A 22,833-nucleotide genomic window follows, 5' to 3' on the forward strand; every position below is an offset into this window, starting at 1 on the left:
GTCACACCTCGTCGTCACGCTGCAGTTCGAACAGCAGCAGCGAGCGGCCGGTCACACCGTACTCGTGGTCGAACTCGAAGCGTTCCTGGCCACGTACCGCCGGCTCGTTGGTGTCGAGCATGCAGGTCCAGAACTCACCCTCCGGCACCGGCGGCAGGCGGAAATTGACCACGTCGTGGTGGGCGTTCACCACCAGCAACAGGGTGGCGTCGGCACCGGCGCGGCGAATCCCGGTTTCCTGGGCGCGGCCATCCATCAGCATGCCCAGGCAACGGCCGTGGCTGTCTTCCCACTGTTCGGTGGTCATCTCGTTGCCAGCCGGCGACAGCCAGGTGACGTCCTTGACGCCGATGTCTTCGTTGTAGTCGCCCACCAGGAAGCGGCCACGACGCAGGATCGGGTAGGCCAGGCGCAGCTTGATCAGGCGCTTGACGAACTTGAGCAACGCCTTGCCGTCCTCGTCCAGGTCCCAGTTGACCCAGCCGATCTCGCTGTCCTGGCAGTAGGCATTGTTGTTGCCGTGCTGGGTCCGCGCGAACTCGTCACCGGCCACGATCATCGGCGTGCCCTGGGCCAGCAGCAGCGTGGCGAAGAAGTTGCGCATCTGGCGCAGGCGCAGTGCGTTGATTTCCGGGTCGTCGGTGGGGCCCTCGACGCCGTGGTTCCAGGACAGGTTGTTATTGCTGCCGTCCTGGTTGTTTTCGTCGTTGGCTTCGTTGTGCTTGTCGTTGTACGACACCAGGTCATGCAGGGTGAAACCGTCATGGGCGGTGATGAAGTTCACCGAACTGTACGGGCGGCGGCCACGGTGGTTGAACATCTCGCCCGAGGCGGTCATGCGCCCGGCGAAGTCCGCCAGTTGGCCGTCATCGCCTTTCCAGAAAGCCCTTACGGTGTCACGGAAGCGGTCGTTCCATTCAACCCAGCCTGGCGGGAAGTTGCCCACCTGGTAGCCACCGGGGCCGCAGTCCCAGGGCTCGGCAATCAGTTTCAGCTGGCGCAGCACCGGGTCCTGGCGGCAGGCCACGAGGAAGCTGTGGCGTTCATCGAAGCCATCGCGGTAGCGGCCCAGGATGGTCGCCAGGTCGAAGCGGAAGCCGTCGACGTGCATCTCGTTGGCCCAGTAACGCAGGGAGTCGGTGACCATCTGCAGTACGCACGGGTGGCTCAGGTCCAGGGTGTTGCCGGTGCCGGAGTCGTTGATGTAGAAGCGCTTGTCATCGGGCATCAGCCGGTAGTACGAAGCGTTGTCGATGCCGCGCATGGACAGGGTCGGGCCGCGCTCGTTGCCTTCGGCGGTGTGGTTGTAGACCACGTCGAGGATCACTTCCAGCTTCTGCTCGTGCAGGTGCGCGACCATCTCCTTGAACTCGGCGATCTTGCCGCTGGCCAGGTAGCGCGGGTCGGGGGCGAAGAACGCAATGCTGTTGTAGCCCCAGTAGTTGGTCATGCCTTTTTCCAGCAGGTGCTGGTCGTTGACGAAGGCGTGCACCGGCAGCAACTCCACCGACGAAATGCCCAACTGGCGGATGTGCTTGAGCACATCATCTTCCATCAACCCGGCACAGGTGCCGCGCACGTCCTCGCCCACCGAAGGGTGGCGCATGCTGATGCCGCGCAGGTGGGTTTCGTAGATGATCGTACGGTCCCACGGCACCCGCACCGGCTGGTCGTTGCCCCAGGTGTGTGCCGGGTCGATGACCTTGCACTTGGGCACGAAGGGCGCACTGTCACGCTCGTCGAAACTGAGGTCGTCGTCCGGGTGGCCGATGGTGTAGCCGAACAGCGCTTCGGACCATTTGAGTTCGCCCACCAATTGCTTGGCGTAGGGGTCGATCAGCAATTTGTGGTGGTTGAAGCGATGACCATTGGCCGGGTCATAAGGCCCGTACACACGGTAGCCGTAGATCAGCCCAGGGTGGGCGTCGGGCAAGTAACCGTGGAAAATTTCGTCGGTGTATTCGGGCAGTTCGATGCGCTCGAGTTCCACTTCGCCGGTGTCGTCGAACAGGCACAGTTCGACTTTCTCGGCGTTGGCCGAGAACAGCGCAAAGTTGACACCCAGGCCATCCCAGGTAGCGCCGAGGGGGAAGGGCAAACCTTCACGAATCCGCGACGGCTCGCTGCCCGGCGTCGAAGGGGTCTTATGGGGTTTGCTCATTGAGTTGCTCCTGCAAGGCTATTTTTTCGGGCCGAACGCGGCCGTGCTGACGAGTTTTCAGCTGATGATAAGAAGAGTGAAGTCACCTTTTGCCGGCCGCGCCGGCAAAAGGTTGATGGCGCCGTGCGCGTTAAGCCTTGGGCTTTTTCGGCGCGGGTGGCTTCTTGGCCGCCGGCGGCGCCGGCTTGCTTGCGGCTGGCGCCGGTGGCTTGGCCTTCGCCGCCGGCTTGGGTGCGGTCTTGGGCTTCGCGGCGGGTTTGGGTTTGCTCGGCGTCAGCGCTTCGGCTTCGGCCAGCTTGCGCGCCATCTCCCAGTGGCGCGCGTCTTCCCCGTGGGGTTTGCCTTCAGACTCCCAGATCTGATGCGCCAGTTCGCGTATGCGTTTGTCTTCAGTACTCATCACAATGCTCCTCACAGAAAATTTTCAGCTTTCTTGATCATCAGGATTGATAAAGACATTGACCGGGAAATCCCCCAGGGCAGTGCTGATCAACAGCTCCTTGTCTGGTGTGACTGCGCCTGTATGAAAAAGTCCCTTCCAGTTTTGCGTTGGTGCGGCGAACGGTAATTTCACCCGTGTATCGCCCCAAACCCGCGCATTGATCTGGGGACGCACACCGTTTTCAAGCAGCTCATGGGACCAGCGTGGCACCACCACCAGCGCGCGTTTGCCTTGGTGTTCGCGGCAGAATGCGACCACCCGCTCGGCGTGTTGGCCGACCACTTCCAACGCTGTATAGCGGCCGCTGCGGAACACCTGCGGATGGGCCTTGCGCAAGGCCAGTACGTGGGCAATCAAGGTTTGCTTGATACGCCCATCACGCCAGTTGAACAACAGTTCGCCGATGTCCGGCGGGGTATTGAGTGCCTGTTGCCGCGCGGTGAAATCCACCGGGCGACGGTTGTCCGGATCCACCAGGCTGAAGTCCCAGAACTCATCGCCCTGGTACAGGTCCGGCACACCCGGCACGGTAAGGCGAAGCAAGGTTTGCGCCAGTCCATTCAGTGCGCCGGCGGGGGCGATGGCCTGGGCTGCGTTATTGATCGCACTGCGCAGGGGCCGACCTTCCTCCGTGAGCAGCAGGCGCGTGAGAAAAGCCTCGACACCCTGTTCATAGGCCTCATTGGGCGCGCTCCAGCTGCTCTGCAACTTGGCTTCGCGCAGGGCTTTTTGTTGCCACTGCCACAGGCGCTGGTGATAGCCCTCGAAGTCCTCGGCCTGGTCCAGCGGCCAACTGCCCAGCAACACCTGGTACAGGATCAGTTCATCACCGGCCGACGGTGTGGCCGCGTCGTCGCGCAACGGCGCCGCCAGGGTGCGCCAATGCTCCACTTGCTCGACGTACCACGGCGCGCACTCGCTGAGCACGGCCAGGCGCGCCCGGGTGTCTTCGCCGCGCTTGTGGTCATGGGTGGCGGTGGCCAGCAGGTTGTCGGGGAAGGCCTGCAAGCGCTGTTGGTTGATGGCATGAAACTCGGCCAACGGCGCGCTGAACTGCTCAGTACTGAAGCCCACATCGTTGCGCGACAGCAGCACGGCCGAGCGGTAGAACGCGGTGTCTTCCACGGCCTTGGCCGCTGCCGGCGAGGTCAGTTGCTGGAAGCGCACACAGGCATGCTTGAGCATCTTGCGCTCGCGGCCCACCGGACGATTGCGCCAGGGCTGGCCGCCGAGCCAATTTTCCAGATGCTCGAGCACCGGCCAGTCGCCCTCGCCAAGGGTCGTGCGGGCGCCGTCCAGGGCCTGCTGGAACACCTTGTCGTCATCTGCGCTGCGACCACGGGCACTGATATAGGTGCGGTACACCGGGAAGTGCACGATCAGTTCCTGCAATGCGCGACGGATCGCGCCGAGGGTCAGGTCGCGGGTCATCACGTCGTCGCGGGCCACCTGCAACAGGGCCTGGGCCACGCTTTCAAAGTCGCCGCCCAGGGAGCCGTTGAGGATTTGCTGGCGGGCCAGCCGTGCCTCTTCGATAAACGCCGAGGGCCGTTCGCTGTGGCGTGTCCACACCTCGGCCAGCGGCGCAAAGCCCTCGGGATGGTGTTGCAGCAACGACAACTGGTTCATGAATTCGTAGCCGGTGGTGCCGTCCACTTGCCAGTCTTCGCGAAGGGTTTCCCCCTCGCCGAGGATTTTTTCGACGAAGATCGGCAAGTGCCGCTCGGGCGACAGCGAATCCACCCGACGACGCAGCTTGCGGCAGTAACCGCGCGGGTCGGCCAGGCCGTCGATGTGGTCGATGCGCAGGCCATCCACCAGGCCTTGGCTGATCAGTTCGAAGATCTTGCCATGGGTGGCTTCGAACACCGCCGTGCGCTCCACGCGCAGCCCGCCCAGTTCGTTGACGTCGAAGAAGCGCCGCCAGTTGATATCGTCCGCCGCCGTGCGCCAGCTGGCCAGGCGGTAGGCCTGTTGCTCGAGCAAGTGGTGCAGACGCTTGAAGCCCTCCGGCGTGCGTCCGTCGAACTCGGTCAGTCGGCGTTCGATAAGCTCGAGGACTTCGGTGGCACGCTCGGCCAATGCCTGCTTGAGCCAGGCGGCTTCGGCGTAGGCGTCATCCTGATACGCCAGGGCGCTGAAACGGTCGGCCAGGGGTTTAAGCAGCTCGTCGGCGCCGAGGATCGCCGCGTAATCCCGTGGGCAGATCGGGAAGCGATGTTCGTAATGCTCGACATGAAACGCGCCGTGGGCCGCATCGAAATGCAGCGTCAGCGTGCCGCTCTGCAAGGCTTCGCCGTAGTCGCTGCCGAGGAAGGGCATGAGCAATTGGCCCTTGAGCAGCGGGTCGGGGGAGTGCCACTGGATATCGAAGAATTCGCTGTAGGGGCTCAGCCGGCCCCATTCCAACAGGTCCAGCCACCAGGGGTTGTCGGCGCCGCCCACGGCCATATGGTTGGAGACTATATCGAGGATCAGCCCCATATCGTGCTCGCGCAGGGCCGCGACCAGGCGACGCAGGGCCGGTTCGCCGCCCAGCTCGGGGTTAACGCTGGTGGGGTCGACCACATCGTAGCCGTGCATGGAACCGGCACGCGCACTCAGCAAGGGCGAGGCATATAGATGGCTGATGCCCAATTGGGCGAAATACGGTACCAGGGGGACCGCGTCATCCAGGGTAAAACCTTTGTGGAATTGCAGGCGCTGGGTCGCGCGCAGGGGCAGGGCTTTCATCGGTCACGCTCATAGGCTTGGTTACGCGCGACGGCCAGCAGTTCAAGGCGGCGCGCGGCACCGGCGTTGTCGAGCAGGCTGGAGGCCTCGCCCGGCAAACGGCGGCGCCAATTGGGGTGGGTGTCGGTGGTGCCGGGCAGGTTGGCCTGTTCTTCCAGGCCCAGGGCGTCTTCCAGCGGCAACAGCACCAGCGGCGCACGGGTGTGGCCGAGGTAGCGCACGCTGGCGTCGATCATGTGGTCGGTTTCATTGCGGATCTCATCGACGAAGTTCTGCGGGTCCTGGCTCAAGGCCTGGCGCAGCGCCTGGCGTTCACGCAGGCGGTGCTCGCTCCATTGCTCCACGGTGGGCGCATCGATCAGGCCCAGCTGGACGTTCCAGTCGATATCGCGGCTGTGCCACCAACCGTTGAGGGTCGGTAAGTCGTGGGTGCTGGTGGTGGCCAGGGCGTTGTCCGGCCAGTCGAGGATCGGCTTGAACTGGCCATCGTGGCCCTGTTCGAACAACAGCACGCGCATGCCGAGGATCGAGCGGGCGATGAGTTTTTCGCGCAGCCCATCGGGCACTGTGCCGAGGTCTTCGCCGAGCACGATGGCCTGGTGGCGGTGGGATTCCAGCGCCAGCAGGCGCAACAGGTCGTCCACCGGGTAATACAGGTAAGCGCCCTCACGCGGCGAGGCGTCCATGGGGATCACCCACAGGCGTTGCAGGCCCATCACATGGTCGATGCGCAAGCCGCCGGCATGGGCGAAGTTAGCCCGCAGCATCTCGATAAACGCGCGGAAACCGTTGCGCTTGAGACCTTCGGGCGAGAACGCGGAAATGCCCCAGCCCTGGCCGGCGCGGTTAAGGATGTCGGGTGGCGCGCCCACGGTCAGGTCGGCCAGCAACTCATCCTGGCGGCTCCAGGCCTGGCTGCCACCGCCGTCGGCACCGACGGCCAGGTCAGCGATCAAGCCGACGCCCATGCCGCTGCCTCTGGCGGCTTGTTGGGCGCGCTCCAGGCAACGGGCGATCAGCCATTGGCCAAAGGCGTAGAAGCCGATCTCGACGTGGTGCTCTTCTGCGAACGCCACCAGCGCCGGGCTTTGCGGCGAGCGCCACTCTTCAGGCCAGTGGCGCCAGTCAAGGTCCTCGCCTGCAGCGGCGCGCACTGCCTGCACGGCTTCGAAGCGACAATGGTTTTCCAGCGCCTCACCACCGGCCTGGCGAAAGCTCAGGAAGTCGGCGTGCTGCGGGTGATGGCCGTGGCGGAAGTCTTCATACAGAACGCGCAACAGCCGTTGTTTGGCCCGCGCAGCGGCCGGCCAGTCGATCAGGCTGTGCTGTTCCAGCGCGTGCAGCTCTGCTTCCAGGCCAAGGGCTTCAATCGCGTTGCGCACCTCACGTTCACCGAGAATGCAGGCGGGCGAGGCATACAGGCTGTTGAGGAACAGGCGGCTGGACGGCGAGTACGGGCTGTAGCGCTCGGTATCGGCGCTGAACATCGCGTGCATCGGGCTGATCGCCAGGGCATCGGCGCCGCGTTCGGCGGCGGAACGGACCAGGTGTTCCAGGGCCAGGGTGTCGCCGAAACCGCCATCGCCCAAGCGGCGCAGTGAATACAGCTGGGCGCTCAGGCCCCAGGCGCGGGCGGGTTGGTTGTCCACCGCTTCGGCCACGCTGTAGCAATGGGTGGGCGCTACCGCCAGGGTAAAGCTCTGGTTGTCGATCTGCACCTGGTGGTAGCCCAAGGCGATAACCCCGGGCAGCACGGCATTGCCGTCGAGGCGCAGTTCCAGGCTTTCGCCGTCTTCGAGGTTGACCCGGCACAGGGTGTCGGGTTCGAAGTAGCGCGCCAGGTCGAGGCCTTCACCGCTGTCGACGGTCATCAGGGGCGGCAGGTGCTTGTCTTGTTGCACCCGCTCCAATTCAAGCAGGCTGGCGTTGATGTCGGCATCGCTGTCGGCCGGGTGGCCCAGGCCTTTGAGAACCGCGCGCAGGGCGTCGGGTGTCACTCGTTGCGGGCGGCCGTTTGCGTCGATCCAATCGACGGCCAGGCCCGCGCGGCTGGCGAGGATTTCCAGGTTCGCTTCGCTCAAGGGTGCTCTCCAACAGGGGATAAGGTGACGCGGGCGCTGAAGGGCGGCAGTTGCGCACCTTGCAGGGCCGGCGTTTCAAACAGGACCGGTGCGGTGGCCGGGTGATCCAGCGGCGTGGCGCTCAGGTTCAGGTCGATCTGCAACAGGCTGCCGTTGCCCAGGCGCCAGCGCGCACTGACGGCGGCGTAGGCCAGCACCTGCGCGCCCAATGCCACGGCGCCAGGCAGGTGCGGCACAATATGGCGATGGCGCAGGCCCAGCAGTTGGCGGTAGAGCTCAGCGTGCGGGTTATCGGCGATCACCGGGGCCGATTGCGCGAATGTCGACAGCGCGTTCGGATCCGGGATGCGTTCACGGCGCTCGGGGTCATGGAACGCGGCGAAGTCGGCAAATTCATTGCGCCGGCCTTCGCGTACCGCTTCAGCCAGTTCACCGTGGTGGTCGGTAAAAAACAGGAACGGCTCGCTCGCGTTCGCCTCATCCCCCATGAACATCAGCGGAATCATAGGCGACAACAGCAGCAGGGCGGTTGCAGCCTTGAGCGCCTGGGGCGAGCAGAGCTGGTGCAGGCGTTCGCCCAGGGCGCGGTTGCCGATCTGGTCATGGTTCTGCAGGAACGCGACGAAGGCCGTGGGCGGTAAGTCAGCGCTCGGTTCGCCGCGCTCGTGGCCATGGCGAGTGGTGTGGCCCTGGTAGATAAACCCTTCGCCCAGGCAACGGGCGAGTTTGGTGGTGGGGTCCTGGGCAAAGTCGCTGTAATAGGCATCGGTTTCGCCGGTCAGCAACACGTGCAGCACGTTATGGAAGTCATCATTCCATTGCGCGTCGAAATCCTCCTTGAGCAGGCTGGCCTGGTTCAGCTCGTTTTCCAGCACCAGCCACACATGCCGACCGGTATCCACCTGCTGGCGTACCCGTTGCGCGAGTTCCTGGAGGAAGCCGGGGTTGTCGATGGCGTGCACTGCGTCCAGGCGCAGGCCGTCGAAGCGGTATTCGAGCAGCCACATCAGCGCGTTATCGAGGAAGAAATCCCGCACTTCACGGCGCTCAAAGTCGATCCCGGCACCCCATGGGGTGTGCACGTCTTCCTGGAAGAAGCCTTTGGCGTACTGGCCCAGGTAATTGCCGTCTGGGCCGAAGTGGTTGTAGACCACGTCAAGGATCACGGCGAGGCCGTGTTCGTGGGCGCTGTCGACCAGGTGCTTGAGTTGCTCGGGCGAGCCGTAGGAGGAGTGCGGTGCGTAGGGCAGTACGCCGTCATACCCCCAATTGCGCTCACCGGGAAATTGCGCCAGCGGCATCAATTCAATCGCGGTGACGCCCAGCTCGGCCAGGCGCGGCAGGTGCTTTTCGACTTCGGCGTAGCCCCCCATCGCGCCGACGTGCAATTCGTAGATCACGGCTTCGTGCCAGGGGCGGCCTTGCCAGTTGGCGTGACGCCAGGTGTAGGCGAGCGGGTCGACCACCAGGCTCCAGCCATGCACGTCCGAGGCCTGGGCCCTGGACGCGGGGTCGGGAACATCCATTTTCCCATCGATGTTATAGCGGTAGCGGGTGCCCGCCGGGCACTTCACTTCAGTCTCGAACCAGCCATCTGCCTGGGGCAGCATGGCGATGGATTTACCGTTTTCCAATTCAACGCTGACATAAAACGCGTCTGGCGCCCACAAGGCAAAACGCGTGTGTTGCGCGTCCAGCATGATTGCGCCGTGGGGCCAGGTTTCCAAAGTCCGTAACGGCATCTATGAAGACCTCCCTTGATTATTTAGTCGATTTCCCCAAGGCCTTGGCCACCAGTTGTTCATACAGCTCGGCGTAGGGTTCCACCGCCTGGCACCAGTTGAAGGGTTGGGTCATGGCACGGCTGCGCATGGCGTTGAGCAGGCCTTTATTGGCGAAGACCCGGAACGCACGGCTCAGGGCTTCTTCGTAGCTTTCTACGGTGGATTCATTGAACAGGAAGCCGGTGACGCCATTCTCGATGGTGTCCGCCAGCCCGCCGGTGTTGCGAGCCACGGGCAGCGAGCCGAAGCGCTGGGCATACATCTGGCTGAGGCCGCAGGGCTCGTAGCGCGATGGCATCAGCAGGAAGTCACTGCCGGCGAACATGCGCCGCGCGTCGGTCTCGTTGAAGCCGATGCGCACACCGACCTGGCCCGGGAAGCGCAGCGCCAGTTCACGCATGGCCTGTTCCTCTTCCGGCTCGCCTCGCCCGATAATGGCGATCTGGCCGCCGTTCTCGACGATAAAGCTCGCCACCGCTTCGGTGAGGTCGAGGCCTTTCTGGTAGACCAGGCGGGAGACCACCGCGAACAGCGGGCCGGTGGAGTCATGCAGGCCGAACAGTTCGCGCACGTGGTCGGCGTTGATGGCCTTGCCTTCCCAGTCACCGATATTGAAGTTGTGGGTCAGGTGCGTGTCGGTGGAGGTTTCCCAACTTTCGTCGATGCCGTTGGGGATGCCACTGAGCAGGCCCTGCTGGGTCTTGGCGGCGAGGAAACCGTCGAGGCCGCAGCCGAATTCCGGCGTGGTGATTTCCTGGGCGTAGGTGGCACTCACGGTGGTGATGTGGCTGGAATACGCCATGCCCGCCTTGAGGAACGACATCTTGCCGTAGAACTCCATGCCTTCCTGCTGCAAAGCGTGGGGCGGAATGCCTAGCTCCGGCGTCGAGGCCAGGCTGACCACGCCTTGATAGGCGAGGTTATGGATGGTGAACAAGGTCGGTGTGCGTGACCCACGCCAGTGCATATAGGCGGGGGCCAGGCCGGCGGGCCAGTCGTGGGCGTGCACCAGGTCCGGGCACCAGTGGATCTGGGCGAGGTTGGCGGCCATGTCGGCAGCGGCCAGGCCCAGGCGGGCGAAGCGAATATGGTTGTCCGGCCAGTCGCGACCATTGTTGGCGCCGTACGGCGTGCCTTCGCGCTCGTAGAGTTCGGGGCAGATCAGCACATAGATGACCAGGCCGTCCTTGAGGTCCATGCGCCCGATCTTGCACGGCGGCAGTGCGGCGTGGCCACCCAGCTCACCGATGATATGGATCGGGTTGTCGCTTTCCATCACCTGCGGGTAACCGGGGATCAGGACGCGCACATCATGCAAGTGGGCCATGGCGCGGGGCAGGGCCGCGGACACGTCGCCCAGGCCACCGGTTTTCACCAGGTCGGCGAACTCGGAGGTGACGAACAATACCTTCTTTCGATTGGGATTATTACTCACGATCGGCCGCACAGTGTTGGGCAGGTCGGCCAGTGACGTTGGCCCCTCTGCCGCCTTACTAAAACGCTCTCCCTGAGTATCTACAGCGGCACTGATCATAGTTCTCTCCCAATGTTGGTTGGCTAATGGCCCGCTGCCACTAGCTCCGAAGACCGCATCCTGCGGCCAGGCGCACAAGCGCTATACAAACTGGCAAGGCTTATGCCAGTTGCACGGTCGGCTTAAATAGATTGGATGGACGGGCATCGGGTGTGAACCGCGTGCACTCGCCCTACCTTAAAACTGGACCTACGGCAGAGTTCGAAAGTTTAGATTTTTTGCGGGGTTTTTGTTTTGGAAGGGACCCATCGGTCATCAGTCTAGGACAGATTCCAGAGCCTGTAGGGTTTGTGCGGGAATTTTGTAGGACAAAAAACTTGTAACCATATGCAATTGAGGAAGGCGATAGGGTGTGGTGAGCAGGCTTGCGCCGGTTCAGGGCCGCTTCGCGCCCCAGCGCAGGGCAAGCCTGCTCACCACAAAAATTACGCTCACACCCTTAGTGCGGACTGCACCTGATTGGTGCGTCAGCCCAGCATCCGAATGGGCGCGCCCGTGGTCCAGGCCTGGATATCTTCAATCATCTGCTCATAGAACTGCCGGTAGTTCTGCTCACTCACGTAGCCCACATGGGGCGTGGCGAGTACGTTGGGCAAGTGGCGAAACGGGTGATCGACCGGCAGCGGCTCCTCGGCGAATACATCGAGTGCCGCGCCCGCCAGGCGACCAGTGATCAATGCCTGCACCAGCGCCTGCTCATCCACAATCGGCCCGCGCGCGGTATTCACCAACCGGGCCGTCGGCTTCATCCAACTCAATGCTTCGGCATCGACCAGGCCACGGCTGCGGTCGCTGAGTACCAAATGAATCGTGAGAATGTCGGCCTGCTCAAACAGCTCGCGCTTGCTGACCCAGGTCGCCCCGGCCTGCGCGGCGCGCTCCGGCGTGAGGTTTTCACTCCAGGCAATCACCCGCATGCCGAATACCTGGGCAAACTGCGCGACCTTCTGGCCAATACTGCCCAACCCTAGAATTCCCAGGGTCTTGCCATGCAGGTCGCCACCCAGTCCCACCTGCCAGCCACCCGCGCGCAGTGAGTTGGCTTCGGTCAGCAGATTGCGCGTAGACGCCATGATCAGTGCCCAGGTCAGCTCCGGCGCCGCCTGCTTGTAGCTGTCGGTGCCGCACACCTGGATGCCCATGGCCTTGGCGGCGGCAATGTCGAGGGCGGCATTGCGCATGCCGCCGGTCACCAGCAACTTGAGGTTGGGCAAACCCTGTAACAGCGCTTGGTCGAAGGTCGAGCGTTCGCGCATGACGCAAATGACCTCGAACGCCTTCAAACGCTCGATCATCGTGGCGGTATCTGCCGGGTAATCGTGCAGGAAGTGCACCTGGCCAACCGCCTCCAGCACCGACCAATCCACCACGCCATTGGCCACATTTTGCCAATCATCAATGACTGCGATCTGTACCGACATGCACGCGTGCCTCGAAAAGTTGGATTAAAGGGCGCTCAAGCCCTGCAACAGCGCCTGGTGAAACTTCGCCGGTTCTTCCATCTGCGGTGCATGGCCCAGGCCCGCGAACTCCACCAGTGTGGCATGGGGAATCAGTTTGGCCACTTGCTTGCCCAGTACCGCGTAGTTGCCGATCCTGGCCTTGACCGCCGGCGGCGCAACGTCTTTGCCGATGGCGGTGGTGTCGGCGGTGCCGATGAGCAACAGGGTGGGCATCTGCAGATGCTTGAACTCGTAGTACACCGGCTGGGTCCAGCACGCGGCAATGTGGGAATCAATGTTATGATGCCTTCAGACGGGGGGCGCCTCCAGCAAACACGGTGGTGAAAGTGAACAAAGCATACTCCTACATCCGCTTCAGTACCGGCAAGCAACTCAAGGGTAGCAGCGAAGAACGCCAACAAGCCATGCTCGATAACTGGGAAAAGGATAACCCCACCTTCACCCTAAACCGTGAGCTGTCGTTTAAGGACTTGGGCATATCTGGCCGTAGTGGGAAGCACCTCAAGAACGGCTTTGGCAAGCTCTTAGAGGCAATCGAAAAAGGCGCTATCGGTGTTGGTGACGTTGTGTTGGTTGAGGCTATCGACCGGGCAGGGCGGATGGAACCCGGCATCATGATTAGAGTGTTGACGGATATTCTTAACGCTGGTGTAGCTCTGGTCACTCTGGACGATGGACAGAAGTACACGCAGGAAGCGCTGAGGGGCGGGAGCTTGTACATTCTCGTTGGTAAGGTGCAAGCCGCCTTTAACTATTCACAGTCCCTCAGTGACAGGATGAAGGCTAGCTATAAGAGCAGGAATGTGTTAGCGGCCAACGGGGTGATTCCCAAGAGGTACACGCCTGTCTGGCTTACCTCAGAGGGTGAGTTGCTGAGGGAAATTGCACCATTCATCAAGCAGGCTTTTGAGGACTACGCGGCAGGGTTGGGAGAACGTCGAATCTACGAACGCATCCTAGAGGCTGGTGGTGATAAGCATGACTGCTTTATCAAGATGGCACCTAGCACCGTCAAGCGGTGGATGAAGAACAAGACGGCCATGGGAGAATGGCAAGGCATACCAAATGTGTATCCCCGAGTTGTTGAACCTGATCTGTTCTACAGGGTGCAAAGGCGTTTGTCTGAGGGTTACGTACAACGCGCAGCCCCGACAAAACACAAGTACACAGGGCTTGTTGTCTGTGGTGAATGTGGAAAGAATTTCAACACGAAAAGCTACAAGAACAAGGCGAACCCGCCACCGCCTGTAATGGAATGCTCCAGCCGTGCCCGTAGAGGCTCTACAGCGTGCCCTAACAGCAAGGGAATCCCAGAAGCTGTGATCGGTGTCGCGTTCCAACTGTCGTGCTGGGACCACATCTCAAAGGCATTGCAGGGGCAAGTGTTGACGGAGAGCATGAAAAGGGAGGTTGTGATCGACGGTCTGTTATCTGAGTTGAGCGTCAAGATTGCCAAGGTTGCTAGGGCTGTCGCTGAGGTTGATGACGTGGAAGAGTTGATCGTGGCCTTGCGGGCACTCAAAGCTGAAAAACTCTCTTTGGAAGGTGAGAAGAAAGCACTGAGCCATGAGCAGGCGACAGTCAAAGAGAAAATCCTCAATAGTTTGGAGATAATGAAAGACCCAATGAAGGCTAACGCCTTACTGCAATCTGTCGGCTACAGAATTGTTTGCAACTTGGACAGGACGATGCAGACCCCTGTTGGAGTTTTCACTTACCAAGGGTGGGGGAGGGCAGACGATGTGCACAAGGTGGTAACTCATGAAGGCGTGTTATTAAAACTCCCAGTAGCAAGGCAAACACCGCGTGAGAGGAAGAGTGTAAAAGTTGATGTTATGTCTGTGTTAGATGGTAAGGTGTTGAAAGTGAATTTTGGAGCGCCACTTGGACATGCCTAACTCCAGTATTGTCGAAGCAATGAGGGTTGAGTTTGAAAATACGCCTATTACTGAATTTGGCTGAGGGTTGACGAGATGGCAGCAGACGTAGTTAGTACCGTAGTCAGTAGCTCTATCTACACTGATATGACTTTCTACCTAAGTGTTACAGCTGCGATGGTGAGTATTGCTACCTTCGTTGTTGGTTACACGCAAATGAGGATTGCCAGTGCCAAGGTTAGATTGGAGCTGTACAATAAGCGGTTTAACATTTTCTTGTCGGCGCTGGAGTACTATCAAGCCGTATGGGAAAAAGGAGATGGCAGTATAAATATAAAGTCTGCTGAATTTGTTAAGTGCTATAGAGAGTCTCAGTTTTTATTTTCTGATAAAGATGGAGTTTACGATACATTAACTAAGATCATGAGCTTTGGCAGCGCGCTCGAAAATAACCGAGAAATAAGAGAGGTCGACCCGATCTCGAACCATTCAAATCCGATTCCTCTACGAGACAAGGGATATGATGCTAGAGATAGAATGGGTGAGGAACTAAAAAAGCTTGAAAAGCAAATGGCAAAGTACATTGATTTTAAGGTTGTTCGTGGCTGGGGCATATTTTAAAAAAAAATCAAACTCGCTAGACAGTCGAGCCGGTAATGTCGATGTGCTACGTTAGCCATCCATCCCTCCATCCAGAGCCAGCTTGCATGAACGCTACCCCCACTCCACCGACACAACAAGAATTTTGTATCGCCTACCCTTTGTACGAAGAGTTTACCTTCACAGAGGGGCAAGACGAAAAGGGGTGGGAGGTGTTCTTCTCCCAAGAGCCAATCGACACATATTGTCCTGAATGCGCTTCAAACAGCATATTTCGCCAGCACGTTACTGGCGACATCCCTCGATATTTAGACGCGTGGGTGGGGTACAAACGTCTATCCTTGGTGCTTAAATGCTCAAGGAATGTGGACCATCGGCTGTTTTTCCTGTTTAAGGTCAGCGAAAGGACGGTGCAAAAAATCGGACAGTATCCATCTCTTGCAGACCTCAACACTTACGATGTACGTCAGTACTCTGCTGTACTACCCCTAGAGGATTTCAAGGAATTTACTAAAGCGATTGGCTTGGCTGCACACGGTGTAGGGGTAGGCTCGTTTGTATACCTGAGACGAATTTTCGAGAATCTTGTCGATGCTGCTTATCAGACCGCGAAAGGCGATGAAGGCTGGGATGACGAGGCGTACGGCAAAGGCCGGATGGCTGAACGGATACTGTTGCTAGCGGGGCACCTCCCCGAGTTCCTCGTAGAAAATCGCTCGATGTATAAGATTCTTAGCCAAGGCATACACGAGCTGACAGAGAAAGAGTGCCTAGCGGCGTTCCCGGTCGTAAAAATGGGGATTGAGCTGGTCCTAGATGAAAAGCTGGCCGCAGCGGCGAAGCAGCAAAAACTGGAACAGGCAAAAAAGGCTATCCACGGTCTTGTCAGTAAAGCGAGTACCGGCCATTAGATAGAAGTTCAATGCTCTAGCTGTACTGACAACAACCCAGGCGCCAGGAGAGATTTCACACTCTTCGAATCACTCAGAATAAGGCGAGGGAAAAGAATAAATGGACGGTAGTAGGCTTATGTACAACTCAAGGACGTGGAGCATGAAAATATTTGCAACGATGACGGTATTGGTGGGGGTGCTGTGCAGCGGGGCTGCGATGGCTGATGGGAATACCTTGTTAACCCAGTGCCAACAATTCGTCAAGGCATCTGATAGAGATAGAGATTTTAATCAGGGCGAAGCTGGGATGTGCGTTGGGTTCGTTGAGGGCGTTTTAAGCACAACAGCCTTCTTCAGTGAAAACTTAGAGAGTGAAGCTAGGCTCTGCGTACCGAAAACTGCCACAAACGGCCAACTGGTGAGGGTTGTTGTTAAGTACCTGAAAGACAATCCCGCGAAGCTTAATTTAGGGAAAACCGGTCTAGTATGGCTTGCATTGAAAGATGCCTATCCTTGCACCAAATGACTTAGCCCTTTTCCCCAGTCGCTTCCCAAATCCCGCGTCGCGAGGGTCGAGCAACTTTGGTCCTCACTTGATTTCTGGTTTGGAAAAGCTGTTTTCAATCGAGAGCTACTCAATGACTCGCGAGCGTGCCAAAGGAAAAGCTGACTAAAATGAAAGTAATGACAGCGGTTATCAACTGCATGGGTGCGGCTGGGGAGAGTGTTGTGGTGTTGGGTAATGCCAGCTTTTGTTGTTAGTTTTTATTGTCACAATTACAATAATAGCGCTTCCAATGTAACAACAAATGTGATATAATTACAGTAGATTGGTGGAGGTGATAATCTCCCGATCTGTGTACTGGGCTGGTACAGGGCGAAAGCCCTTAGAGAGGCTGCCAAGAGATTTGGTGGCCTTTTTTATGTCTGTCTTCTAGTACAGTTTAATCAAGTGTCACAAACTCTATGAGGATTGCGTATGAACATCACAACAAGAACATGCCAGCACTGTGGCTGCTCTATGCCGTGCAAGACAGCACGCAAGACATACTGTACTGCCTATTGCAGAACAAACCACTACAACCAACAAACCCTAATCCAATCCGTGAGAGACATGGCTATGACTATTTCTAACGCCTTCACAACATTCAAGCCGAACAAGGAAAATAACCACTATGGCCGTTATCAGAGTATCCAATACGAAAAATCGCAAGTCTGAAAGAATCTATCAGCTGACCGTTGGCGATTATAACAACGGTAAAGGGTTTCAACTCACCAGCGAAGATACAGACCGCCCACTACAGATGACATTCACTGTAGACAAGGCAAGCGATAATAAGAAAACACACACTGGCAACACAGCCAGTATTGAAGTGTACAACCTTTCTCCCGAACAAGAGCGCATGCTTGATAGTCGATTCATTGAGGCAACCCTCTATGTTGGCTACAAGGACGGCGACGGGCTCAAGCTGCTATGCAGTGGCAACCTCACAGAATGCTCTACTACTAAACGTGGTACAGATTCGATCACTCAAATGGTGATTGGTGAGGGTTATGTCAATCTCACACAATCCAAACTAAGCCGTATCCTGTCCCCCGGTCAAACTGTGCAAGATGTTCTCAATATCATCACCGATAACATGCCGGGTGTTGCCCGTGGCCCTATGGTTGGGACAAATCTAAACAGCCCCTTGATTCATGGTTGGCGCCTCAACGGTACAGCCAAAGAAGAACTGGACAAGATCACCAAGGCTTACAAGCTTGAATACAACATCACAGGCGACACTCTAACAGTCACTGATGTTAACGGTCCTTTCTCTAAGAGTGTTACCACTGTTCCTGTAATTAGTGAAACAACAGGGATGGTTGAAGCTCCTTTCCGTACAACAGAGAAACTTAACCTCTCTAAGAAAGACAAGCGTGTTCGCTATGGCGTTCAAGTTAAAGTTTTGTTGGATGCTGCATTGATTCCCAGTCAAGTGATTAGACTTGAGTATGGTGAGTTGACAGGCTACTACCGTATTCGTGCTGTGCAATACACTGGCGACTTCCGAGGCAACAACTGGTATGCAGAGATGCGATGCAATGCGATGGAAGGCGACGATGTAACCGTTGTTTAAAAGAGCCGTTGTTTAAAGAACAAGCAAGCTAGCCCAGCTTACATAAAAAGGAATCCATTATGGCTATTCAAACGAAAAGAATCACCGTAGACGATAAGGTCTACAAGATCAAACAACACCCAGCAACCGAAGGCTGTGCAATCCTAGAGCGTTATGGTAATGCCGTTGTGGCGTTCGCTGTTTCTCAAGAACACATTGTTGTTGATAACAAACTACCACACCCCTTCAACAAACTGCCGCGTGTGGCGATTGATGGCCGTTGGCTTGCTGTTAGCCAGTTCTTGGATAAGGTCGCGGCCCCTGATGAAACATACGAGCGCTTCACACAGCCAGACGCTGGCCCAGTTGGAAAGCTCACCGTACGTGAAGTGTTGGCAGGTAAGACGCTTGATGATCGTCATAGCGAAGCTGTAGAGCGTGTGCCATCGCCCCTGTCCTACTTAATCCACTACAAAGCGACAGAGAAGCAAACAAGGGAGCTTGATGTAGAGTCTGTATTTGAAGAGTTTTTCAGATACATCACTTACAACGATGAATCTCTAGACGTAGATACCCTCACTATTCCAGAAGTGGCACACCTGCTGTCTGCTGTCATTGAATATAACTTCCTACATCTGTGGACTAAGGAAAGGTTCTCTCTCAAAGAGGGTTACTCTGGTGCTGGTGCAATTCAGCCTCCACGCTCCCTAAATGACATTGGCGACAAGTACAGCCAATCTAATGTTATCTACAACATTCTAAGATGCTCCCAGCCTCTAGCAACTCTGTCTGACCTTTCTACAGTAATGAGTGTGTCTGATGCATTTGATGCAAATGAGACGGCATTGAGAATTTACTTTGAAGATTCTGAAATGAGAAAAGAAGCTGAGAGACAAGCGAAAACCAACGGAGGGTAATATGTCCGGCATTACAAAACACATCGAAGCTCTGCAATCTACAGGGCTTCATTCCGCTATCTACGAACTAAGAGAATCCGGGGGAGGGGGCAGGCCATCCTCTCACGTTGACCTTAGACGGTTGAGCCGACACTTTAACATGATGCTCAAGCGTAGACATTCCGATGTAACAAACTACCACTTCTTTTGGTTTCGTACAGGAACCACAATCACTGTTTGCTACTCCGGCTCTATGTTCCTGTTGGGTGCTGTCGAGGAGTTCATGACAAAGGCTGTTGAAATCGGCATTGCTGGCGAGGCTATCGAACTCTTTTACGGACGCAACAGAGAACTCTTCAATGGTGTTCTACAAGAACGCCTATCACTCTTCAGCCCACAACCACTGCAACGCTCTTATGGGGGCGCTCATCTGGGCTAAACAAAGCAAGGAACAACACATGGATAACAACAAGCAGGGATGGTTTCAACTTCCCATCAACAGGCTACAGATGCTTATCATTGGGATGGTGATGGGAGTTGCAGTAGCATCAGCTCCACTCTATTTCAGCGGGAAGGTGAAGGAATACGAATATGATAATGTCAGAGTACAGAAGGATATTGTTGAAAAACGTGTTAGCACTGTTGAAGACAACATGTACATCCTCAGGCAAAAAGTTGAAGACAGTGAGTTCAAGATTAATGCTCAAGTTGCTTTCACTGACAAGGCAACTAGAAAGCTTGAGAATCTGATGTATGAAGCTAACCCAAAGGCTATGAGTAGGCTGGCCCAAGCTGAGGCTGAGGAGGCTAGTGCAAGAGCTGCTGCCAGCAAGAGAACAAACGTCATTCAGAATGCAAGCCCTGTAATCAACGTCAACCCAACAATCAACAATGGGGGTGGCAAGTGATTACAACCACAGTTTCTACAAAGTTGGACATGAAAGGATTCACCAACCTTGCTAGGAGAGTGGCCAACCTAGCCAAGCTACAGGCAAAGGTGGGTTTCTTTGAAGACAAGTATGATGATGGAATGCCAGTTGCAACAGTGGCAGCTTGGAACGAATACGGAACAAGGTTTCACCCTGAGCGTCCATTCATGAAAGAGACAGTTAACAACGCCCAAACAAGACAGGCGATGGTGAGACTGTTGATCAAAGCGGCTCAAGCCTCTATCACAGGAAAGGGTAGTGCCCGCTCTATCATGTCTATGGTCGGTAAGTTGTTGGTTGGTGAAATGAAAGCCACCATTGCCTGCTACCCCGGCTCTAACTCCTTGGCGACGATTGCAGCCAAAGGCTTTGACCGTCCGTTGTACGACACAGGCAAGATGCTTGAGAGCGTCAAGTTCAAGTTTGCAGGTGACAGGGTATGACAGACATTCTTATTGATGATGTGGCAAAGCCAGCACCAGAGCCAACACCAACGCTTACAGAATCGCTTCTGAGCCTTCTTAAGCAACACCATGAGGGCTTATCTACCCCAGCTAGAGAACGTGCCGCTAAGGCGTTTGTACGCTCTCTGGAATGGATGGAAGCCAACCCCACGCTGTGGGAGATTCGCCACATCAAGCCAAGTCACTACATCGAACAACTGGACAAGCCAAGGACCGTAATTGTTCGTGGGCGTCCTGTAGACATGTACAAAGCTCAGACTATCAATCACAGCGAAGTTGTCTGAGTTCTCCCCAGAGGCCGTATAAGCGTCTCTAGCAACACATTCCTCACATTGCCTCTATTACAACCCTAACGCAGCTCCAGCGAGCTTGTGGGGCTTTGTGCACACCAAATTCAATACAAGGAACTAACTATGGCCAATTACGGTGCAAACATGTTCGCTATTATGCGAGCAAACAATGATGTGATTTTCTTTGATGCAATCACACAACTGACAGAGAAGTATTCCGCTAGTGTCTCTAAACACCCAATGGCAAGTGGGGCTTTTGTCACAGACCATACAACTTTCGACAATCCGAGATTTACGGTCTCTGGTATTCTGTCTGATGCTGACTTTAACTTGTCCCGTCCGTTCATCAGTGATGCTGTGAATAGAAAGGACTATATCAACAACACTCAGACAGTTTATCCTGTGACCATCACCGAACAGAGTAGTCTCAACAAATTTTTGCCAGAGGTTATTGCACAGTTCACAAGAGACAGTATTCCTGATGCTTTCGTAACTCCGCAAAACAAAATCAAAACAGCCAGAGCCGTTAAGGATGAACTGGTTAGAATGATCACCAGTCGAGAAGAGTTCACGTTCTTTGAGTATGATGGTGGTGCTATCCCTAACAGCTGGACTAACTGTGTGTTCACTGGTGTTGACTTCAAGGAAGACGAAACCACCGGAGAAGGTATCTTTCCAAACCTTGAGTTTGAACAGGTGTCGTACGCTGTGATTCAGAACATCAACGTGAAGATCAGAAGCAAGGGTAAGCAGAACGGGAAGTCTACAACCACACCGGCCAAGGCAAACCCGGCTAACGCACCATCCAGCTACACCGGCAAGAGTGCTACAGACTACAGAGCCAGCGGCAGCAACGAGTAAGCAGAGAGCCCGCCATGAGCGGGCTTTCTTGTGGGCAGGATTTGCCTCAGTGCCCAGCGTTCACTGGGGATTCTAAAAGCGTCACATTCTATAAGAGGGGATCACCATCGACCTTCGGTCACTGAGCATGCACACATCTAGATAGACGACAGAGGATCACACCGAGGGTTTCACCCTCAAGGGTTTTGCACCAACCAGAAGAGCAAGAGCGCAAGCTCTTAGAGTGATGACTGTTGTTATAGGTGTTATGTTGTAACTCTTCTAGAGGATCAACCTGAAAGGGGCGAGCAGACCGAAGGTCTAGAGGTGATCCTCCTTTGTAGAAGTAATACCCGTGTTGCGAAGCCACAGAAAGTTCGCACCTACAAGAGACTTTACAGGGGTGATCTGTTCAAGGGGTGAACGAGCCCCATGAAAGACAGGACACCGTTTCCCCCTTACGATAAGGGATAGGCAAACGGTTATGTTTATGACTAATAGCAACGACAAGAGTGGGGAGCTTTTGGGCCAGGAGCGGCGGCGCCGCTGGAGCCCGGAGCAAAAACTGGCCATGGTTCGCGAGAGTCTTGAGCCAGGGCAAAGCGTTTCGGTGGTCGCTCGACGCAACGGCATCAATGCCAACCAGCTGTTCCTATGGCGCAAGTTATATCAGGACGGCAGTCTGTCGGCGGTCAGTGCCGGTGAAGCCGTTGTGCCCGCCTCGGAGTTGAGCGATGCGCTCAAGCAGATCCGTGAACTGCAACGGATGCTGGGCAAGAAAACGATGGAAGCAGAAATCCTCAAAGAGGCCGTGGAGATCGCCCGGTCGCGAAAATGGATTGCGCACTCACCCTTGTTGCCGGGGGACGACCAGTGAAGCTGGTCAGCGAATGTCTCGGTGTGGCGCGCTCGCAATTAACGGTTCGAATCAAGCAATCGGTATCGCTCAAAGTACGGCGCCGCAGGCCTGTGGACGATGCTGATCTGGTGGTTGAAATCCAGCAACAGATCAGCGAACTGCCCAGCTATGGCTACCGTCGTGTTTGGGGATTGCTGCGTCGTGCCCGTGAAACCCAGTCGCTGCCGGCGATCAATGTGAAACGGGTTTACCGGGTCATGCGCGATCACGACCTGCTGTTGGCGCGGCGCATCAAACAGCCCGGCGTGCCGCGTCGGCACGAGGGTCGTATTGCGGTGCAAACCAGTGATACGCGTTGGTGCTCGGACGGCTTTGAGTTCCGCTGTGAGGACGGCGCCAAACTGAGCGTGACCTTCGCCCTGGATTGCTGTGACCGCGAAGCCATCGGCTGGGTCGCGAGTCCGACCGGGTACAGCGGCGATGACATCCGCGACTTGATGCTGGAGAGCGTAGAGAAACGCTTCGGTGATCAACTGCCTGCAACGCCGGTTCAATGGCTAAGCGACAACGGCTCGGCGTACACCGCCGAACAGACACGCCTGTTTGCTCGACAGATCGGTTTGCAGCCGGTGACCACCCCGGTGCGCAGCCCGCAGAGCAACGGCATGGCCGAGAGCTTCGTGAAGACGATCAAACGTGACTACGTTGCGCACATGCCCAAGCCGGATCGAGAAACGGCGCTGCGCAACCTGGCAATTGCCTTCGAGCATTACAACGAGCAGCATCCGCACAGCGCCTTGAACTATCGCTCACCGAGGGAGTTCAGGCGCTTGGCAGCAGCATCAATTTGACGGGGAGTTGGTGTCCGGTTTTGTAGGGGCAAGTCCA

The 22,833-nt window shown here is 56.9% G+C and carries 19 protein-coding genes and 1 pseudogene; 12 read left to right on the forward strand and 8 right to left on the reverse strand.

The annotated features are described in order from the left end of the window. Position 1 precedes the first annotated feature (1 nt). From glgX to BFQ01_RS10515, 8 genes and pseudogenes are all read right to left on the reverse strand, one after another. Positions 2 to 2,161 carry a glycogen debranching protein GlgX gene (gene glgX, locus BFQ01_RS10480; RefSeq protein WP_065925221.1) on the reverse strand — a complete coding sequence of 720 codons (2,160 nt, stop codon included), beginning with the start codon at positions 2,159 to 2,161 and terminating at the stop codon, positions 2 to 4. Between the two features lie 130 nt (positions 2,162 to 2,291). After that, positions 2,292 to 2,561, reverse strand: a complete 270-nt coding sequence (locus BFQ01_RS10485; RefSeq protein WP_065925222.1) for a DUF2934 domain-containing protein — start codon at positions 2,559 to 2,561, stop codon at positions 2,292 to 2,294. 24 nt (positions 2,562 to 2,585) lie between these two features. After that, entirely contained in the window at positions 2,586 to 5,336 is a 2,751-nt protein-coding gene (locus tag BFQ01_RS10490) for a malto-oligosyltrehalose synthase (RefSeq protein WP_065925223.1), read from the reverse strand. Then, positions 5,333 to 7,417 (reverse strand): 4-alpha-glucanotransferase, encoded by a 2,085-nt coding sequence (gene malQ / locus BFQ01_RS10495; protein ID WP_065925224.1) that lies wholly within the window; start codon positions 7,415 to 7,417, stop codon positions 5,333 to 5,335. The genes BFQ01_RS10490 and malQ overlap by 4 nt, the downstream gene beginning before the upstream one ends. After that, a complete protein-coding gene (gene treZ / locus BFQ01_RS10500) occupies positions 7,414 to 9,159 on the reverse strand; it encodes a malto-oligosyltrehalose trehalohydrolase (protein WP_065925225.1) in 1,746 nt (581 codons plus the stop codon). The genes malQ and treZ overlap by 4 nt, the downstream gene beginning before the upstream one ends. Before the next feature lie 19 nt (positions 9,160 to 9,178). Then, positions 9,179 to 10,735, reverse strand: coding sequence for a glycogen synthase GlgA (glgA, locus tag BFQ01_RS10505; protein ID WP_074846904.1), 1,557 nt, complete (start codon positions 10,733 to 10,735; stop codon positions 9,179 to 9,181). Between the two features lie 467 nt (positions 10,736 to 11,202). Continuing rightward, positions 11,203 to 12,156 (reverse strand): D-2-hydroxyacid dehydrogenase family protein, encoded by a 954-nt coding sequence (locus BFQ01_RS10510; RefSeq protein ID WP_065925226.1) that lies wholly within the window; start codon positions 12,154 to 12,156, stop codon positions 11,203 to 11,205. 24 nt (positions 12,157 to 12,180) lie between these two features. Continuing rightward, positions 12,181 to 12,450 (reverse strand): annotated as a pseudogene (locus BFQ01_RS10515) (alpha/beta fold hydrolase); the annotation flags it as partial. A 74-nt stretch (positions 12,451 to 12,524) separates the two neighbouring features. Between BFQ01_RS10515 and BFQ01_RS10520 the strand changes: the two are divergent. The 12 genes from BFQ01_RS10520 (at position 12,525) to BFQ01_RS31360 (ending at position 22,796) form a co-directional block, all read left to right on the forward strand. Next, entirely contained in the window at positions 12,525 to 14,096 is a 1,572-nt protein-coding gene (locus BFQ01_RS10520) for a recombinase family protein (protein WP_176718745.1), read from the forward strand. Positions 14,097 to 14,171: 75 nt separating this feature from the next. Continuing rightward, positions 14,172 to 14,696, forward strand: a complete 525-nt coding sequence (locus tag BFQ01_RS10525) for a hypothetical protein (protein WP_083244867.1) — start codon at positions 14,172 to 14,174, stop codon at positions 14,694 to 14,696. Positions 14,697 to 14,782: 86 nt separating this feature from the next. Further along, the gene (locus tag BFQ01_RS10530; RefSeq protein WP_083244868.1) at positions 14,783 to 15,586 is read left to right on the forward strand and encodes a short-chain dehydrogenase; all 804 of its coding nucleotides are present in this window, start codon (positions 14,783 to 14,785) and stop codon (positions 15,584 to 15,586) included. 142 nt (positions 15,587 to 15,728) lie between these two features. After that, positions 15,729 to 16,094 (forward strand): Rap1a/Tai family immunity protein, encoded by a 366-nt coding sequence (locus tag BFQ01_RS10535; RefSeq protein WP_141691272.1) that lies wholly within the window; start codon positions 15,729 to 15,731, stop codon positions 16,092 to 16,094. A gap of 649 nt (positions 16,095 to 16,743) precedes the next feature. Then, positions 16,744 to 17,688 (forward strand): hypothetical protein, encoded by a 945-nt coding sequence (locus BFQ01_RS10540; RefSeq protein WP_065925230.1) that lies wholly within the window; start codon positions 16,744 to 16,746, stop codon positions 17,686 to 17,688. 59 nt (positions 17,689 to 17,747) lie between these two features. After that, the gene (locus BFQ01_RS10545) at positions 17,748 to 18,584 is read left to right on the forward strand and encodes a hypothetical protein (RefSeq protein ID WP_065925231.1); all 837 of its coding nucleotides are present in this window, start codon (positions 17,748 to 17,750) and stop codon (positions 18,582 to 18,584) included. A gap of 1 nt (position 18,585) precedes the next feature. Beyond that, positions 18,586 to 19,002, forward strand: a complete 417-nt coding sequence (locus BFQ01_RS10550; RefSeq protein WP_065925232.1) for a hypothetical protein — start codon at positions 18,586 to 18,588, stop codon at positions 19,000 to 19,002. Positions 19,003 to 19,021: 19 nt separating this feature from the next. After that, a complete protein-coding gene (locus BFQ01_RS10555) occupies positions 19,022 to 19,471 on the forward strand; it encodes a hypothetical protein (protein WP_065925233.1) in 450 nt (149 codons plus the stop codon). A 29-nt stretch (positions 19,472 to 19,500) separates the two neighbouring features. Then, positions 19,501 to 19,935, forward strand: a complete 435-nt coding sequence (locus BFQ01_RS10560) for a hypothetical protein (protein WP_065925242.1) — start codon at positions 19,501 to 19,503, stop codon at positions 19,933 to 19,935. Then, positions 19,932 to 20,240 (forward strand): hypothetical protein, encoded by a 309-nt coding sequence (locus tag BFQ01_RS32235; protein WP_141691273.1) that lies wholly within the window; start codon positions 19,932 to 19,934, stop codon positions 20,238 to 20,240. Before BFQ01_RS10560 ends, BFQ01_RS32235 begins: the two co-directional genes overlap by 4 nt. A 129-nt stretch (positions 20,241 to 20,369) precedes the next feature. Then, positions 20,370 to 21,107, forward strand: coding sequence for a phage baseplate protein (locus BFQ01_RS10565; RefSeq protein ID WP_065925234.1), 738 nt, complete (start codon positions 20,370 to 20,372; stop codon positions 21,105 to 21,107). Between the two features lie 469 nt (positions 21,108 to 21,576). Further along, positions 21,577 to 22,796, forward strand: a protein-coding gene (locus BFQ01_RS31360) for an IS3 family transposase (RefSeq protein ID WP_370467938.1) whose coding sequence is annotated in 2 segments (ribosomal slippage) — positions 21,577 to 21,922 and positions 21,922 to 22,796 — 1,221 coding nt in all. Because the reading frame shifts where the segments join, the coding sequence is not laid out codon by codon here. Positions 22,797 to 22,833 lie beyond the last annotated feature (37 nt).

This window comes from Pseudomonas sp. 8 R 14 (assembly GCF_900005955.1).
GTDB classification, from domain to species: Bacteria; Pseudomonadota; Gammaproteobacteria; order Pseudomonadales; family Pseudomonadaceae; genus Aquipseudomonas; species Aquipseudomonas marginalis.

Bases quoted from the DNA above. Each gene is read 5' to 3' on its own strand.
- BFQ01_RS10490 (WP_065925223.1), bottom strand. From the start codon at position 5,336: ATGAAAGCCCTGCCCCTGCGCGCGACCCAGCGCCTGCAATTCCACAAA.
- glgX (WP_065925221.1), bottom strand. From the start codon at position 2,161: ATGAGCAAACCCCATAAGACCCCTTCGACGCCGGGCAGCGAGCCGTCG.
- BFQ01_RS32235 (WP_141691273.1), top strand. From the start codon at position 19,932: ATGACAGACATTCTTATTGATGATGTGGCAAAGCCAGCACCAGAGCCA.
- BFQ01_RS10560 (WP_065925242.1), top strand. From the start codon at position 19,501: ATGAAAGGATTCACCAACCTTGCTAGGAGAGTGGCCAACCTAGCCAAG.
- BFQ01_RS10550 (WP_065925232.1), top strand. From the start codon at position 18,586: ATGTCCGGCATTACAAAACACATCGAAGCTCTGCAATCTACAGGGCTT.
- glgA (WP_074846904.1), bottom strand. From the start codon at position 10,735: ATGATCAGTGCCGCTGTAGATACTCAGGGAGAGCGTTTTAGTAAGGCG.
- BFQ01_RS10545 (WP_065925231.1), top strand. From the start codon at position 17,748: ATGGCTATTCAAACGAAAAGAATCACCGTAGACGATAAGGTCTACAAG.
- BFQ01_RS10510 (WP_065925226.1), bottom strand. From the start codon at position 12,156: ATGTCGGTACAGATCGCAGTCATTGATGATTGGCAAAATGTGGCCAAT.
- BFQ01_RS10540 (WP_065925230.1), top strand. From the start codon at position 16,744: ATGGCCGTTATCAGAGTATCCAATACGAAAAATCGCAAGTCTGAAAGA.
- BFQ01_RS10530 (WP_083244868.1), top strand. From the start codon at position 14,783: ATGAACGCTACCCCCACTCCACCGACACAACAAGAATTTTGTATCGCC.
- BFQ01_RS10535 (WP_141691272.1), top strand. From the start codon at position 15,729: ATGAAAATATTTGCAACGATGACGGTATTGGTGGGGGTGCTGTGCAGC.
- BFQ01_RS10525 (WP_083244867.1), top strand. From the start codon at position 14,172: ATGGCAGCAGACGTAGTTAGTACCGTAGTCAGTAGCTCTATCTACACT.
- BFQ01_RS10555 (WP_065925233.1), top strand. From the start codon at position 19,022: ATGGATAACAACAAGCAGGGATGGTTTCAACTTCCCATCAACAGGCTA.
- BFQ01_RS10485 (WP_065925222.1), bottom strand. From the start codon at position 2,561: ATGAGTACTGAAGACAAACGCATACGCGAACTGGCGCATCAGATCTGG.
- BFQ01_RS10565 (WP_065925234.1), top strand. From the start codon at position 20,370: ATGGCCAATTACGGTGCAAACATGTTCGCTATTATGCGAGCAAACAAT.
- treZ (WP_065925225.1), bottom strand. From the start codon at position 9,159: ATGCCGTTACGGACTTTGGAAACCTGGCCCCACGGCGCAATCATGCTG.